This window comes from Mesorhizobium sp. C264A, from assembly GCF_040324515.1.
GTDB lineage: Bacteria > Pseudomonadota > Alphaproteobacteria > Rhizobiales > Rhizobiaceae > Mesorhizobium.
In genome coordinates this window covers 861,302-876,070 of the sequence record NZ_JAMYVY010000002.1, presented here as the reverse complement: position 1 = coordinate 876,070, position 14,769 = coordinate 861,302, and the positions used below count along the sequence as shown (strand labels likewise).

Here is a 14,769-nt window from a genome sequence, read left to right as displayed (position 1 = left end):
ACGATCAATTGCCGGCGGATTGATCCCGTTCGCCGGTTGTCGCCAGCGAAAGCAGCGGCGTGGCCGGAGCGTAGGATTCGTAGCCGTCGCCATCCGCAACCGAGAAGGTGACGATCGGGTCGGTGCCGTCGGCGCTGAACGCGATCGTGCCGTCCTCGCCCTCTCGCCAGAATTTTGCCCGCTCGATCCCCGGCAGCAACCCGCGGCAGTTCGGCGCCACGGTCAACAGCGACAGGCCATCGTCAATCGCGGCGCCGCGGCTAACCGCGCAGTCGCCTTCGTCGCCATTGGCGACCAGCCTGAAGGTGGTTGCCGGCCTTGCTTCATTGGCCGAACTTTCACTGCTGCCGCCGTGAAACAGCTGAAAGCCGGCGAAAAGTGCCGCTGCCGCAATCAATGCCGGAAGTTTCGTCATCTTGCACTCCGCGCCCCCCGGCGCAGATGCAGAATGATTCCAAAGCGTTAAGCCGACGTTAACGAGTGTGGCAGACAGCCGCTCAGCTTCGTGGCTTGACTTGCGCCGTCTCCGGCACCGGGGTCAGTGGCCGGCGCTCGCTGAACCAGGATACCAGATTGTCGACGCACAGATCCGCCATGGCGCGGCGCGTGTGGTGCGAGGCCGAACCGACATGGGGCAAAAGCGAGGTGTTGGGCGCCTCCAGCAAAGCCTTGGGCACATTCGGTTCATCGGCGAAAACATCGAGCCCGGCCGCGGCGATGGTGCCGTTGGCAAGCGCTGCGGCGAGGTCTGCCTCGTCGACCGTGCTGCCACGGCCGATGTTGACGAAAACGCCGTTGGCGCCAAGCGCCGCCAGGATTTCGGCATTGACCGCCTTCTCCGTGGAAGCGCCGCCCGGCACTACGGAAATCAGCGTATCGACCGCTTCGGCAAGGCCCTTCAGCGTCGGGTGGTATTCATAAGCCAGACCTTCGACCTTGCGCCTGTTGTGGTAGGCCACCGGCAGCCCGAACGCTTCCAGCCGGCGCGCAATGGCAAGGCCGATGCGGCCCATGCCGAAAATGCCGACATGCCGACCGCGCAAGGTCAGCCGGCTCAGGGGATAGTTGCCCTTCTTCACCCAACTGCCGTCGCGCAGCCATTTCTCGGCGTTGTAAAGTTCACGCACGGTGTTGAGCAAAAGGCCGATCGTGGTGTCGGCGACCTCCTCGGTCAAAACATCGGGGGTGTTGGTGACCATGATGTTTTTCTTGGCCGCATGGCCGGCATCGACCGAATCATAGCCGACGCCGAAGGAGGCGATGAGTTCGAGGTTGGGCAATGCATCCATCAATGCCGCATTGACGCCGGCAAAGGACGCAATGGCGCGCACGTCATGGCGCATCTCCTCGGTGACCAGGGCGGGATCGGCGCGCTCTATCTTGACCCGCTTGAAGGTGCGGTCGATGCGCTCGACCGCATGGTCGTTGAAATGTCCCGGCACCAGAACGGCGACGGTCTGCAACGCATCAGTCTTGGTCATGCACGCTCCACCGGCTTGCCGGTCGACTGGCGCACATGCAGTTCCGGCTTGATCAGTTCCTGTGACGGCCGTACCGCCTGTCCGTTCAGCTTGTCGAGCAGCGCGCTGGCGGCACGGCGGCCGACCTCTCGCTGGCCATTCCAGACTGTGGTGAGCGCCGGTGTCGCGATTGCCGCCTCCTCGAGATCGTCATAGCCGGTCACCGAGATGTCGGCGCCCGGCACCAGGCCGGCGCGGGCAATGCCGTTCATCAGGCCGATGGCGACCAGATCATTCCAGCAGCAAGCGGCGGTTGGCTTGTCTTTAAGCGCCAGAAACTGTCCAGCCGCCTCGAATCCGCCCTGCTTGGTGCGCGGCCCGGCGATGCGCCAGGACGGCCTGACCTCAAGCCCGGCGGCCTCCATGGCGTTGAGATAGCCCTGGTAGCGGTCGCGCCCGGTCGAGGTCTGGTCGGTGCCGCCGATCATGGCGATGCGCTTGTGCCCGAGCGAGATCAGATGATTGGTGGCAAGTGCCGTGCCATAGGCATCGTCGCCGCGAAACACCGGCACGTCGGCGCCTTCCACGCTGCGTGCGATCAGCACCGCCGGCAGGCCGTTTTCCTCGGCCATGACGATGTCGGAGGCCGGCGTGCCGATGGCCGGGGACATGATGACGCCGTCGGCGCCGAGCTGCAGCAGCGTGTCGATGAAGGTGCGTTGCTTTTCCAGCTGGTCGTAGTGATTGGACAGGATGAAGGTCTGCCGGCTGCGATCGAGTTCGCTCTCGATCGAGCGCAGGATCTCGGCGAAGAACGGGTTCATGATGTCGTGCACGACGACGCCGACAATGCCCGAGCGCGAGGTGCGCAGTGAGGCGGCGCGGCGGTTGTAGATATAACCGATGGCCCGCGCATGTTCCTTGATGCGGTCACGCGTGGCGCCGGCGACCAGCGGGCTGTCGCGCAAGGCGAGGGAGACCGTGGCCGTGGACACGCCAAGCGCATCCGCGATCGTCGAAAGCTTGATCTTTTGTGCCAGCCCTTCGCTCCCCGAGTTTTTTTAAAATTTTTTAAATGCGGCGTTATGCCATCGGATTCGGAGCAAATCAAAGTTTTTTCGCCAGCGCCTCCGCCTCGGCATCGACGGTCGTGCGATTGCGCAGCCGCAAACGGTGCTCGCGATGGATGATGTAAAGGCCGCTGGCGACGATGATGGCAGCACCCACCAGCGTCCAGCGGTCGGGGAACTGGTGGAAGATGATCCAGCCGGACAGGATCATCCAGACCATCTGCGAATAGGGGTACGGCGCCAGCGCCGTGGTAGTCGCCAGGCGGTAGGCCTGCACCAGCAGCCAGTGGCCGCCGGCGCCGAACACGCCCAGCATCACCAGTATGAACCAGTGCCAGCCATCCTGCGGCAGCCCATGCGAGAACGGCAGCATCGGCAGAAGCAGCACGGCCGGCGCCAGCGCCGAAAACAGGATCAGGCTTTCCGAGGTTTCGCTGGCTGACATCCGCCGCGTCATGATGACGTAAAAACTGTTCGACAGCATCGAGCCGAGCGCGAAAAGATGGCCGATGCCGAACACGCCGATGCCCGGCCTTGTAATGACGAGCACGCCGACAAAGCCCGACAGGATTGCCAGCCAGCGCCGCCAGCCGGCCCATTCACCAAGCAGCGGTCCGGCAAGGGCGGTGATCACCATCGGCCCGAAGAAGTAGATCGAGGTGGTCTCGGCCAGTTGAAGCGTTTTGAGCGCCATGACGTTGCACATGGTCGAGCCGAACAGCAGACCGCCGCGCAGGATGTGGGCCGGCAAATTGTTGGCGCGGAAGCGCGACGGCTCGCGCCAGCCGCGCAGGAAGACGCCGACAAGCAGGACATGGACGGTGAAGCGGGCCCAGGCGACGATCAGCGCCGAGACGCCGGCCAGCACCAGATATTTGCTCGAGGTGTCGAGAAAGGTGAAAAAGACATAGGTCGAAAGCATGAACAGCATCGCCGCGGGCGGCGTTGCGCTTTCGTCTGATTTTGCGGGAACGTTCAAATGTCAGGCCGGGCAGGGAGGATCAACGCTTAACCTTTGCGGCAATCGCCTGCGCCCGGCAAGCCAAAAGCGACTGGCACAACAGGCGTCTGAGACAGGTTCAGCGCAGGCCGATCCGATGCCAGCTAAGGCGCTTTGCGTTCCGCTGCGACGTTCTGACATCCGGTGCTTTGCCGTCGGATGCCACTTGCGCCTGGAGATGAAGCCACAACGCCTCGGCGACGGGTCCATGCGGTCGGTCGCGCCGGCGCACCGCCGCCAGGATCTCCGTCCGGCCGGGCAGATGTGCACCAGCGATCGAGATCAGCCTCCTATCCCGCAGTTCGTCCTCGATCAGCCATGCCGGCAGATGGCCCCAGGCCAGTCCGTGAAGGATCAGTTCCTTCTTCATCAGATGATCCGGCGCCGAGCACTGATGCGCACCGTCGATGAGGAAATAGCTCTCCGGCGCTGGCCGCCGCGCCGTGTCGCGGATCACGCACTGGGTGAAGGGCCGCATCTGCTCCGGCGCAATCTCGCGGCCAGGCGCGAACGGAAGGAACCCAGGCGCCACCACCGGCACGAGGGGCACCGCGCAGAGATCGATCCGCTCGAGATGCGGATCGGAAGGATCCGCGCGATGGAAGATGAGGTCAGCCGAGCCTTCCATCAACCGTTCGAGCGGACCGCCGACCGCCTCGTACTCCAGGTGCAGGCGTGTCCCGGTGCGTTCGGCAAAGAAGCCGCTGAGCATACGCAGGATTTGCGGTCGCGGGCAGAGATCACCCATGACGACACGCAGGACCGTCTCCTCGCCACTCGCCAACTGGCCCGCATAGGTTCGCAGATGGTCGAGCTCGCGCAATGTCAGCTGCGCTCGCGCGTGAAACTCGCGGCCCGCCTCCGTCAGCCCCACCCGATATCCGCTGCGGTCGAGAAGTGTGAGCCCGAGCAACTGCTCGAGGCGTGCGACAGCGGCGAAGACGGATGGATGCGATCGGTTCAAGGCAAGGGCGGCCGCCTGGAAGCTGCCCTCGCTTGCCACGGCGTCAAAGCACCGTAGGTCGTGGAGTTTCAGACCATTCATTATCGCCAAAACCTACTGAGATTGTCCAATCATAGTAATTTTCCTGGATAATTACGACGCCTAGGGTGGCTCATTCAAAGGGCGGCGGGAGCATCGAACTCCTTTCGCCAGGGTGAGATGAGGACCAGATGACTGACACGCTTTATTTTACGACGGGCGACGGCTGCCGGATCGCCTATCAGCTGGCGGGGGCCGGCCCTGTGCTTGTGCTCTCGAATTCCATTGCGACGAACCTGCATATGTGGGACCGGCAGCTTGCGGAATTTGCCGGATCTTTCCGGGTGCTGCGCTATGATCTGCGCGGCCACGGCAGTTCCGATGCTCCGGCCGGAGCCTATTCGCTCGATCGGCTGGGCCGCGACGTCCTTGAGTTGCTGGATGCGCTTCAGATCGCCCGCGTGCATTTCTGCGGGCTGTCGCTGGGCGGCTTCGTAGGGCAGTGGCTGGGTATCCATGCCCCGGACCGCATCGAGCGTCTCATCCTTTCCAACACCTCGCCACATCTCGGGCCGGCTTCTTACTTTGACGAGCAGATCCGTACTGTCCTTGCTGCGAGCAACATGTCGGCCGCCGCGGACATGTTCATGCACAACTGGTTTCCCGCCTCGATGCTTGCCGGCCCAAACGAAACCGTCGACGCGTTCCGCGCGATGGTCCTGGCGACGCCGCCCCAAGGTCTCGCGGGATGCTTCGCCGCCGTACGCGATTGCGATCTGCGCCGGACTGTCTCCCTCATTACCGCCCCCACTCTGGTGATCGGTGGAGAAGACGACAAGGTAACGCTGGCAAGCCACAGCGAGGCGATCGCAGCCAGCATCCCCGGCGCCACGCTTACACTGCTTCCGGGCGTCCATATGCTGAACGTCGAGCGGCCGACTGAATTCATGAGCGCCGTTACACGCTTCCTGCTGAATTAGGCGTGCATGCGGGCGCCCTTGGTGATCTTGTCGACGAGTTTCTTGTCGGCACGCAGCGCGATGCCGACGATCTTGGCGTCCTCAGGGCCGAACTCGGCGAAGACGGCGCGGTTGGCCGCATCGAAGCCGGTGGCAAACATCTCCTCGACATAGGCTGACGCCGTCACGCCCCGCTCCAGCGCCTTCCGGTGGATGGAGTTGAGCGTCGGCCCATCGGCCGAAAGCACGATGACCGGCTGGATCGACAGAGGATTGTAAAGGTTGCCGGCGCGGTCGCGGTAGGGTTCGCCGATAATGTCGGGGAATTGCGCGACGACGCCGCTGGTCAGGAAGGCCGTGACGTTGAGCTTTTGCCAGACGGCGAGATCGTCCCGCAGCACGATTGCAAATTTCGTATCGAACACCAAAATGAGGACTCCGGAGCACGCCCATGAAGGGCAGGGATAGGTGATGACGCACGATCTAGACGGTGAGGCGACACAGGGTCTTGGACGTTCGTGCGCGGATGAAGACCGGATCGTCTCGGCGCCAGGCAGCACCGGCATCGAGCGCATCGAGGCGCATTTCCATGGCAACGCCTTCGACCTACACCGTCATGATACGCTTGCCGTCGGCGTGACGCTTTCCGGTGTGCAGCGCTTCCACTACAGGGGCACTGTCAACCACAGCCTGCCCGGCCAGGTTATCGTGCTGCATCCCGACGAAGTGCACGATGGCGGCGCCGGGACCGAGGATGGTCTGCGCTACCGGATCCTCTATCTGGAACCCTCACTGCTGCTCGACTGCCTCGACGGCGCGCCGCTGCCTTTCGTCAGGGATGCTGTGGTCAGCGATCCTGCCTTGCGTGGCACGCTGCTTTCGGCTCTGGCGCCGCTCGACGAGGAACTGGACGAGCTGTTCGTCGCCGATTTCGTTGCGGAGCTGGCGCAGCATCTGGGGCGTCATGCGGGACAGAAGGCAAAGCCGATGGGGAAGTCGGCCTCGCGTGCGGCGGCGCTGGCGCGCGGCTATCTCGAGGAGAATGCCGAGCGGTCCGTTCGTTCCGATGAGCTGGAAGCCGTCACCGGGCTCGACCGCTATGCGCTGTCACGCCATTTTCGCGCGACCTATTCCACCAGCCCGCATCGGTTCCTGCTGATGCGCCGGCTGCAAAAGGCAAGACGGATGATCGAGGTGGGCGAGCCGCTGGCCGAGATTGCCGTTGGCGCCGGCTTCAGCGACCAGAGCCATTTCAACAGGCATTTCAAGAAAGCATTCGGCCTGACGCCCGGCCGCTGGTCGACCCTGGTGCGCGGGCCTTCGGTAGCCGCCTAGGTCAGGAAGATCAATCGTCGATGTCGCCATCGTCGTCGACAAGCACCAGCTCCTCGTTCGACAAATTGGCCTCGATGCGGGCGAGCAGCTTGAACAGCGTCTTCTGTTCTTTCTTGTCGAGGCCCTTCAACGCCTGCTTCTCGGTCTTCTTCACCGACTTCTCGATGGCGTGGATGATCTCGCGGCCGGTGTCGGTGAGAAAGATATGCGCCTGGCGTGCATCCGCGGAAGAGGCGCGCTTTTCCAAAAAGCCCTGGGCCTGCAGCCGGTTGATGGTCTTGGTGATGGTCGGCGGGCGCACGCCGAGGCGGCCGGCGAGATTGCCGGGCGTCTGGCCGTCCTCGCGGTCGAGCGTCAGCATGATCTGGTCCTGGCCGGCATAGAAGCCGTGCGCCAGAAGCCGCGCCGCCAGCGCGGTCCTTGCCAGCCTTGCCGCCGAATGCAGCCGGCTCATCGTTGCAGTCTTGTCCGCCTTGGCCATGGTGATCCCTCTTCGGCCGTACCGGTGCGTGCAGCATAGACGCAGCCGGCCGGTTGGCAATCGACGATCAAAAAGATTCCGGCTTTCGAAACAGCTTTGCCGGCAAGCATTTGTGGTGCTCGAAATGGTGATGCCAGATGTTTATTTCAGTTAGATGACAAACGAGTTTCCGCCAAGGCGATTGCAACGGTTTGACGCGGCGCGGCTTAGCACAGATCAACGAAGAGGCGTTTCCAGCGACACGTTGATGGTCGGCATCCCTCGCACTCGGCCTCTCGGGTCTACCCATCCGCTTCGTCAATCCTGGGTCAAACACCCAGGCGGTTTGCCTCGTGCAAAAGGCCGGCACACATCCTATATCAGGCCAACAATCCCTTCTTGCGGCCCGCAATTCCGTGGCCCAGCCATTTCGAGGCAAGATATGAGCGAAGCACAGACGCAAATCCCCGTGACCGTTCTCACCGGCTATCTCGGCGCCGGCAAGACGACGCTGCTCAACCGCATCCTGTCGGAAAACCATGGCAAGCGTTATGCCGTCATCGTCAATGAATTCGGCGAGATCGGCATCGACAATGATTTGATCGTGGAATCCGACGAGGAAATCTACGAAATGAACAATGGCTGCGTCTGCTGCACGGTGCGCGGCGACCTGATCCGCGTCGTCGAAGGCCTGATGCGCCGTCCCGGCCGCTTCGACGCCATCGTCGTCGAGACCACCGGCCTCGCCGATCCTGTGCCGGTGGCGCAGACCTTCTTCATGGACGACGACGTGCGCTCCAAGACCAAACTCGACGCTGTCGTGGCCCTGGTCGACGCCAAGCACCTGCCGCTCAGGTTGAAGGATTCCAAGGAAGCCGAGGACCAGATCGCCTTCGCCGATGTTGTCGTGCTGAACAAGACCGATCTGGTGACGCCCGAAGAGCTGGCCAAGGTCGAAGCCACCATCCGCGCCATCAACCCGGCGGCCAGGATCCACCGCACCACGCGCGCCGGCGTGGCGCTGTCGGAAGTGCTCGACCGCGGCGCCTTCGACCTGTCGCGCGCATTGGAAAACGATCCGCATTTTCTCGAGGCGCACGATCATGATCACGACCACCATGATCACGACCACGATCACCACGACCACGATCACCACGACCATGATCACGACCATCATCATCACGATCACGCGCATCCCTCCGACATCCATGACGTGACCGTGCAGTCGGTGTCGCTGCGCGGCGGCGAGATGGACCCGAAGAAATTCTTCCCGTGGATCGAGAAGATCACTCAGATGGAAGGTCCCAACATTCTGCGGCTGAAAGGCATCATCGCGCTCAAGGGCGACGACGAGCGCTATGTCATCCAGGGCGTGCACATGATCATCGAAGGCGACCACCAGCGCGCCTGGAAAGACGGCGAAAAGCATGAGAGCCGGCTGGTGTTCATCGGCCGCGAGCTTGACGCCGAACGGCTGAAGAAGAGCTTTGACGCCTGCCAGGCGGCTTGATTTCCGGACTCTATGGCGCTAGCGCTGCCCGCTCTTCCTTCTCCCCTTGTGGGAGTAGGTGGCCTCGCGAAGCGAGGTCGGATGAGGGGTGCTCCAGCTCGGCACCGACGGCGATCCGTCCAACACCCCTCATCCGTCTCGGCGCTGCGCGCCGATCCACCTTCTCCCACAAAGGGGAAGGTTGACGCCAGGCCTGGCCGCCTCAATGGCTTCCCGGGAGTGGTGACAGCTTCATTGGAATGGTCCTGATGCCCACAGTTGCTCCCCTCGACCTGGAAGGTCACTGCCTTGCCGCCGTCTTCCTCGACAACGTGCCGCATTTTGCGCTGGCCGATGGGACAGTTCATAGGCTCGACAACGGCCACAAGGCAATTCAGGCCAATGACGGCCTGCTCTCCACGTTCCATGACGCCGCCAACGACCGCCTGGTCACCGGCGGCGAGGACGGCAAGATTTTTGCTGTCACCGCAGGTGGCACCGTCGGCGAATTGGCGAGCGCCGGCAAGAAGTGGATCACCAGCGTCGCCGCCGGGCCGCAAGGCGCTATCGCCTATGCCACAGGCAAGACTGCGTTCGTGCGCTTTGCCGACGGCAAGACCAAAGAGTTTGCCCATCCGCGTTCGGTCGAGGGGCTGGCCTTCTCCCCCAAGGGCATACGCTTCGGCGTCGCCCGCTACAATGGCGCGACGCTGCATTTCCCGGCCGCCGAGGGCAAGCCGGTGGAGCTGGAATGGGCCGGTGCCCATACCGGCGTCACCTTCTCGCCGGATGGCGCCTTCCTCGTCACCACCATGCAGGAAAACGCGCTGCATGGCTGGAAGCTCGCCGACGGCAAGCACATGCGCATGACCGGCTATCCCGGCAAGGTCAAAAGCCTGTCGTGGAGCGTGAAGGGCAAGTGGCTGGCGAGTTCCGGCGCGCCGGCGGCGATCGTCTGGCCGTTTTCGGGCAAGGACGGCCCGATGGGCAAGGCGCCGCTGGAGCTCGGCACGCGCGGCAACGCCATGGTGACATCGGTTGCCTGCCATCCGAGCCAGGATGTCGTCGCCGTCGGCTATGATGACGGCATGGTCATGGCGGTGCGCTTTGCCGATGCCAAAGAGGTGCTGTTGCGCCGCCCGGGCATGGGCGCCATCACCGCGATGATGTGGGACAAGGAAGAGCGCCGGGTCGCCTTCGGCAGTGCCGCCGGCGACTGCGGCGTCATCGATATCTCGGCGTGACCTATTCGGCTCCGCACGACACCTTGCCGGTCAATTCTTTCGGCTTGCCGTCCTGTTCCGTGTCGGCGGCGTTGTCGTAGACGGCAAGCGTGTACCGGCCGCCATAGACGCCCTCGTCACTGGTCTTGGTCAGGATCGTCAGTTCGACAGAGTTGAATTTAACGCCGAGCGGATGCTCGTGGTAGATGTTCAGCCGCAACTCCTTGTCGTCCAGCCAGTACTGGGTGAGGTCGGAATCCTCGAAGACGGTCTTGCGCAGACTGTCGCCTTCCGGCCGGCCAAGTATCTCGAGATCGCCGCGAAAATTGAAGGTCGGGCCGCCCATACCTCTGGTGACCCCGGCGCCGACCTCGAATTGCACCGCTTTGTCATCGACGGAACACCAGACGCCGCCCGATGCGGAAGCCGCAGCGGCCGACAAGAGTAGCGCAATAGCGCAGATGATCGTCCGCATTTTTCTCCCCAAACCACAGACCCGATCGCATTGGCGCCCGACTGCGCCGGAAGGTCAAGTCTGCCGAACTTGCTGCTGACCCAATGCAGCGCACCAACACGGCCAATTGCGGTTGCCGTCGCCAATTGGGTAGTGTGCCGGCCGAGAGGGATTTCATGTACAGCACGAACAGTTCAAAGGCGTCCATTGGCGGTATCAGCCGTGACCGCATCGCTGCATTGCGGACAAGCGAGGCGAACACCTTCCGCAAGGCGCGGCCGAAATCGCAGGCCAAGGTCGGTAACGGCCTGCCAGGCTTCTTCGGCGGTGTGCCGATGCACTGGATGAACGACTGGCCGACGCCATTCCCGATCCTGGTCGAAAGCGCCAAGGGCGCCGCCATCACGGATATCGACGGCAACAGGCTGGACGATTTCTGCCTCGGCGACACCGGTTCGATGTTCGGCCATTCGCCGCCGCCGGTGGCGCGCGCCATCCGCCGCCAGGCCGGGCGCGGCCTGACCTATATGCTGCCTTCGGAGGATGCGCTGGCCATCGGGCCGCTGCTCACACAGCGTTTCGGTCTGCCGTTCTGGCAGATCGCCACCAGCGCCACCGACGCCAACCGCTTCGCGCTGCGCGTCGCCCGCGCCGTCACCGGCCGCGAAAAGATACTGGTCTTCAACGGCTGCTATCACGGCTCGGTCGACGAGACGATGGTCCGGATGGTCGACGGCAAGCCCGTGAATCGGCCGGGGCTGGCGGGTGAGTTTCGCGACCTGACCAAGACGGCGAAGGTCATTGAATTCAACGATGTCGCCGCGCTGCAAGCAGCGCTCAAGGACAAGGATGTCGCCTGCGTCATTGCTGAGCCGGTGCTGACCAATTCCTGCATGGTGCTGCCCGATCCGGGTTTTCACGACGCCTTGCGCAAACTGACGCGCGCGGCCGGAACGCTGCTGCTGATCGACGAGACCCACACCATCTCGACCGGCCCAGGGGGCTACACCAGAAAATTCGGGCTGCAGCCCGACCTTTTCGTGCTGGGCAAGCCGATCGCCGGTGGCGTGCCGGCAAGCGTGTGGGGCATGAGCGACGAGGTCGCCTCGCGCTATGCCGACTACAACCGAACCAAGGAGCCGGGCTATTCCGGCATGGGCACGACGCTGTCGGCGAACCCGCTGCAGTTCGCAGCCATGCGCGCAACGCTCGAAGAGGTGATGACGCAGGAGAATTATGCCCGGATGGATCGCCTCGCCCTGCGGCTCGATGCCGGGCTGACCGGCGTCATCGATCGCTACAATCTGCCCTGGCATGTCGCCCGCGTCGGCGCCCGCGTCGAGTTCATCTGCGCCCCTGGCCCGCTCAGGAACGGCGCCGAAGCCGAGACTGCCCATGCGCCGGAGCTTGAGGCGGCTATCCATGTCGCGCTGGTCAACCAGGGCGTGCTGATCGCGCCCTTTCACAACATGATGCTGATCTCACCGGCCACCACCGGCGCCCAGGTCAACCGGCTGATCACCGCCTTCGCCACGGTTGCGGCAAGGCTGACGGCATGAGACAAGCTGCCAAGCCAAACTCGAGTACACTAATCATGACTTCACCTTCGGGCTCGACGCCCGCCGAGGCGCAAGCCTTTCTCGACGCCCATCCCGAAATCGAAGCCTTCGATATCGTCTTGACCGACGCCAACGGGGTCGGCCGCGGCAAGATCGTGCGCCGGCATGAGCTGAAAAGCATCTTCGAGGGCGGCCGCCACATGCCGATCTCGATCCTCGGCCTCGACATCACCGGCGAGGATGTTCACGAAACCGGGCTGATCTGGACGACCGGCGATGGCGACCTCAGGGCCTGGCCGATCCCCGGCACCCTGGTGCCGCTTTACGGCACGAACCCGCCGCGCGGCCAGTTGCTGATGGCGATGTACCATCTCGAGGGACAGCCTATGTCGTCGGACCCACGGCTGGCGCTGGCCAGGCAGGTCGACATCTTGGCGGCCAAGGGCCTCTATCCCGCCGGCGCCTTCGAACTCGAATTTTTCCTGCTTGCCAATGAGCGTGACGCCGACGGCAAGGTAAAGCCGGCGGACGCCGTGCTCGACGGCCGCCGCTCGGCCAAGACGGAAGTCTATTCCGTCGACCATCTGCACGGCATGGAGCCGCTGTTTTCCGACATCTATGCCGCGGCCAAGGCGCAAGGCATTCCGGCCGAAACGGTGATTTCCGAATACGCGCCCGGCCAGTACGAGCTGACGCTGAACTATCGCAAGGATGTCATGCGGGCGGCCGACGACCTCGTCATGTTGAAGCGGCTGGTGCGGGCGCAGGCGCGCCGCCATGGTGTCACCGCCTGCTTCATGGCCAAGCCGATCGAAAAATACGCCGGCTCCGGCATGCATTTCCATGTTTCGTTGCAGGACAAGAACGGCCGCAACGTTTTTGCCGAGGCTGGCGGCGAAAGCTGGTCGCTGCCGCTGCTGCAGGGGCTCGGCGGGCTGATCCAGACCATGGCCGAATCGATGCTGGTGTTTGCGCCGCACGCCAATTCCTGGCGGCGCTTCGTCTCGCAGTCCTATGCGCCGGTGGCGCCGACCTGGGGCGTCAACAACCGTTCGGTGGCGCTGCGCATCCCGGCGGGCGACGCCAAGAACCGGCGCATCGAGCACCGGCCGTCGGGTGTCGACGCCAATCCCTACCTGATCGCGGCAACGGTGCTGGCCGGCATCATCAAGGGTCTGGATGAAGGCCTCGACCCCGGCCCCGAAACCACTGGGAATGGCTATGAAGCCGCCATCACGCGCACGACCATGCCGGTCGACTGGCGCGCCGCGATCGAGGCGGCGCGGGCATCGAGCTTCCTGAAAGAGGCGCTTGGCGAGGATCTGCATCGCACCTTCGTGGCGATCAAGCAGTCGGAGTATCTGCGCGTCGCCCGCACCGTCAGCGAGCTGGATTACCACCTCTACCTCCATGAGGTCTGAGAGACCGCCTGGAACTCGGGCAGTCGTCCTGCTAGCCCGACGATCAGGCGGCGATTACTTTTTCGCCGCCTGCATCAAATGAGGTGGCGCTGCAGCCTTCAAGAACATATCATGAACGGATGAGCGCACCTACCGTCCGTGAAAAGCTGGCAATCCTGTCTGACGCCGCCAAATACGATGCTTCCTGCGCCTCGTCCGGCTGGGCGAAGAAGGATTCGCTCCAATCCGGCGGTATCGGCTCCACAGAAGGCATGGGCATCTGCCATTCCTACGCGCCGGATGGCCGCTGCATTTCGCTCCTGAAAATCCTGCTCACCAATTTCTGCATTTACGATTGCAGCTACTGCATCAACCGCTCGTCATCGAATGTGCGCCGCGCCCGCTTTAGCATCGACGAGGTGGTGAAGCTGACCATGGATTTCTACCGGCGCAACTACATCGAGGGCCTCTTCCTGTCCTCCGGCGTCATCCGTTCGCCCGACGAGACCATGGCCGAGATGGTGGAGGTGGCGCGGCGGCTGCGGCTGGACGAAAAATTCTCCGGCTATATTCATCTGAAGACCATTCCGGAAAGCTCGGCCGAACTGGTCGAGCAGGCCGGGCTCTACGCCGACCGGCTGTCTATCAACGTCGAACTGCCGACCGATGAGGGCGTCAAGAAACTGGCGCCGGAGAAGAAGCCGGAAACGATCCGCCTTTCCATGGCGAACCTGCGCCGGAAGATGGAGGAAAAAGCCGAGCCGACGCTGAGGACCAAGAAGCGCGAACGCTTTGCGCCCGGAGGTCAGTCGACGCAGATGATCGTCGGCGCCGACAAGACATCCGACGACGGCATCTTGCACACCAGTGCGCGGCTCTATGGCAGCTACCATCTGCGGCGCGTCTATTACTCCGCCTTCAGCCCGATCCCGGATTCGTCATCGTCGCTGCCGCTGCAGAAACCGCCGCTGATGCGCGAGCACCGGCTCTATCAGGCCGACTGGCTGATGCGCTTCTACGGCTTTTCGCAGCCGGAAATCCTCGCCGGCAGCAGCGACGGCATGCTCGATCTCGCCATTGACCCCAAGCTCGCCTGGGCTTTGCGCAATCGGGCGAGGTTTCCCGTCGACATCAACCGCGCCGATCGGGAAGCGCTGCTGCGGGTTCCGGGTCTGGGCACCAAGGTGGTGGCGAAGATCCTTGAAACCCGCCGCCACCGACACATGCGGCTGGAAGATGTCGGACGGATCTGCCATTCGATCGCCAAGCTGAGGCCCTTCATCATCGCCGAAGGCTGGTCGCCGGGTGGACTAACGGACAAGACCGGCTTGCGCGACACGATCGTAAAGTCCTGCGAACAACTGTCTCTGTTTTGACC

At 63.3% G+C, this 14,769-nt stretch carries 15 protein-coding genes; 7 read left to right on the top strand and 8 right to left on the bottom strand.

All coding sequences use genetic code 11. The features are described from left to right. Positions 1-4: 4 nt before the first annotated feature. From NKL04_RS23195 to NKL04_RS23175, 5 genes are all read right to left on the bottom strand, one after another. Complete coding sequence (locus NKL04_RS23195; protein ID WP_023683514.1) at positions 5-415, bottom strand: hypothetical protein; 411 nt, start codon at positions 413-415, stop codon at positions 5-7. Positions 416-497: 82 nt separating this feature from the next. Then, on the bottom strand, positions 498-1,481 hold the full coding sequence (locus tag NKL04_RS23190; RefSeq protein WP_023671354.1) for a 2-hydroxyacid dehydrogenase: 984 nt from the start codon (positions 1,479-1,481) through the stop codon (positions 498-500). After that, entirely contained in the window at positions 1,478-2,500 is a 1,023-nt protein-coding gene (locus NKL04_RS23185) for a LacI family DNA-binding transcriptional regulator (RefSeq protein ID WP_023671355.1), read from the bottom strand. The genes NKL04_RS23190 and NKL04_RS23185 overlap by 4 nt, the downstream gene beginning before the upstream one ends. A 67-nt stretch (positions 2,501-2,567) precedes the next feature. Beyond that, on the bottom strand, positions 2,568-3,452 hold the full coding sequence (locus NKL04_RS23180; protein ID WP_032886143.1) for a DMT family transporter: 885 nt from the start codon (positions 3,450-3,452) through the stop codon (positions 2,568-2,570). A 157-nt stretch (positions 3,453-3,609) separates the two neighbouring features. Next, positions 3,610-4,575: a LysR family transcriptional regulator gene (locus NKL04_RS23175; RefSeq protein WP_023689239.1), complete on the bottom strand. Its 966-nt coding sequence runs from the start codon at positions 4,573-4,575 to the stop codon at positions 3,610-3,612. A gap of 128 nt (positions 4,576-4,703) precedes the next feature. Here NKL04_RS23175 and NKL04_RS23170 point away from each other — a divergent pair, with 128 nt between their 5' ends. Then, the gene (locus tag NKL04_RS23170) at positions 4,704-5,492 is read left to right on the top strand and encodes an alpha/beta fold hydrolase (protein ID WP_023689240.1); all 789 of its coding nucleotides are present in this window, start codon (positions 4,704-4,706) and stop codon (positions 5,490-5,492) included. Here the strand turns inward: NKL04_RS23170 and NKL04_RS23165 are convergent. Next, positions 5,489-5,896 (bottom strand): DUF2000 family protein, encoded by a 408-nt coding sequence (locus NKL04_RS23165; RefSeq protein ID WP_023694715.1) that lies wholly within the window; start codon positions 5,894-5,896, stop codon positions 5,489-5,491. The genes NKL04_RS23170 and NKL04_RS23165 overlap by 4 nt on opposite strands. Before the next feature lie 46 nt (positions 5,897-5,942). Between NKL04_RS23165 and NKL04_RS23160 the strand changes: the two genes are divergently transcribed. Next, positions 5,943-6,806, top strand: coding sequence for an AraC family transcriptional regulator (locus NKL04_RS23160; RefSeq protein ID WP_023700418.1), 864 nt, complete (start codon positions 5,943-5,945; stop codon positions 6,804-6,806). A gap of 10 nt (positions 6,807-6,816) precedes the next feature. On the opposite strand, the gene NKL04_RS23155 is transcribed toward NKL04_RS23160, so the two are convergent. Further along, a complete protein-coding gene (locus NKL04_RS23155; RefSeq protein WP_023671361.1) occupies positions 6,817-7,287 on the bottom strand; it encodes a MarR family winged helix-turn-helix transcriptional regulator in 471 nt (156 codons plus the stop codon). Between the two features lie 421 nt (positions 7,288-7,708). Here NKL04_RS23155 and NKL04_RS23150 point away from each other — a divergent pair, with 421 nt between their 5' ends. Both NKL04_RS23150 and NKL04_RS23145 read left to right on the top strand, forming a co-directional pair. Then, complete coding sequence (locus NKL04_RS23150; protein WP_023700417.1) at positions 7,709-8,776, top strand: CobW family GTP-binding protein; 1,068 nt, start codon at positions 7,709-7,711, stop codon at positions 8,774-8,776. A 248-nt stretch (positions 8,777-9,024) separates the two neighbouring features. After that, positions 9,025-9,999, top strand: coding sequence for a WD40 repeat domain-containing protein (locus NKL04_RS23145; protein WP_352724442.1), 975 nt, complete (start codon positions 9,025-9,027; stop codon positions 9,997-9,999). Position 10,000: 1 nt separating this feature from the next. Here the strand turns inward: NKL04_RS23145 and NKL04_RS23140 are convergent, their stop codons facing one another. Then, positions 10,001-10,453: a hypothetical protein gene (locus tag NKL04_RS23140; RefSeq protein WP_023700415.1), complete on the bottom strand. Its 453-nt coding sequence runs from the start codon at positions 10,451-10,453 to the stop codon at positions 10,001-10,003. Positions 10,454-10,608: 155 nt separating this feature from the next. Between NKL04_RS23140 and NKL04_RS23135 the strand changes: the two genes are divergently transcribed. From NKL04_RS23135 to NKL04_RS23125, 3 genes are all read left to right on the top strand, one after another. Then, positions 10,609-11,991, top strand: coding sequence for an aspartate aminotransferase family protein (locus tag NKL04_RS23135; protein ID WP_023700414.1), 1,383 nt, complete (start codon positions 10,609-10,611; stop codon positions 11,989-11,991). A 35-nt stretch (positions 11,992-12,026) separates the two neighbouring features. Further along, complete coding sequence (locus tag NKL04_RS23130; protein ID WP_023695949.1) at positions 12,027-13,412, top strand: glutamine synthetase family protein; 1,386 nt, start codon at positions 12,027-12,029, stop codon at positions 13,410-13,412. A gap of 119 nt (positions 13,413-13,531) precedes the next feature. Then, entirely contained in the window at positions 13,532-14,767 is a 1,236-nt protein-coding gene (locus tag NKL04_RS23125; RefSeq protein WP_023700413.1) for a putative DNA modification/repair radical SAM protein, read from the top strand. Positions 14,768-14,769 lie beyond the last annotated feature (2 nt).

Excerpts from the sequence above, each read along its gene's own strand:
- NKL04_RS23195 (WP_023683514.1), bottom strand. The coding sequence starts at position 415 with ATGACGAAACTTCCGGCATTGATTGCGGCAGCGGCACTTTTCGCCGGC.
- NKL04_RS23190 (WP_023671354.1), bottom strand. The coding sequence starts at position 1,481 with ATGACCAAGACTGATGCGTTGCAGACCGTCGCCGTTCTGGTGCCGGGA.
- NKL04_RS23180 (WP_032886143.1), bottom strand. The coding sequence starts at position 3,452 with ATGCTTTCGACCTATGTCTTTTTCACCTTTCTCGACACCTCGAGCAAA.
- NKL04_RS23175 (WP_023689239.1), bottom strand. The coding sequence starts at position 4,575 with ATGAATGGTCTGAAACTCCACGACCTACGGTGCTTTGACGCCGTGGCA.
- NKL04_RS23170 (WP_023689240.1), top strand. The coding sequence starts at position 4,704 with ATGACTGACACGCTTTATTTTACGACGGGCGACGGCTGCCGGATCGCC.
- NKL04_RS23160 (WP_023700418.1), top strand. The coding sequence starts at position 5,943 with ATGACGCACGATCTAGACGGTGAGGCGACACAGGGTCTTGGACGTTCG.
- NKL04_RS23155 (WP_023671361.1), bottom strand. The coding sequence starts at position 7,287 with ATGGCCAAGGCGGACAAGACTGCAACGATGAGCCGGCTGCATTCGGCG.
- NKL04_RS23150 (WP_023700417.1), top strand. The coding sequence starts at position 7,709 with ATGAGCGAAGCACAGACGCAAATCCCCGTGACCGTTCTCACCGGCTAT.
- NKL04_RS23145 (WP_352724442.1), top strand. The coding sequence starts at position 9,025 with ATGCCCACAGTTGCTCCCCTCGACCTGGAAGGTCACTGCCTTGCCGCC.
- NKL04_RS23140 (WP_023700415.1), bottom strand. The coding sequence starts at position 10,453 with ATGCGGACGATCATCTGCGCTATTGCGCTACTCTTGTCGGCCGCTGCG.
- NKL04_RS23135 (WP_023700414.1), top strand. The coding sequence starts at position 10,609 with ATGTACAGCACGAACAGTTCAAAGGCGTCCATTGGCGGTATCAGCCGT.
- NKL04_RS23130 (WP_023695949.1), top strand. The coding sequence starts at position 12,027 with ATGACTTCACCTTCGGGCTCGACGCCCGCCGAGGCGCAAGCCTTTCTC.
- NKL04_RS23125 (WP_023700413.1), top strand. The coding sequence starts at position 13,532 with ATGAGCGCACCTACCGTCCGTGAAAAGCTGGCAATCCTGTCTGACGCC.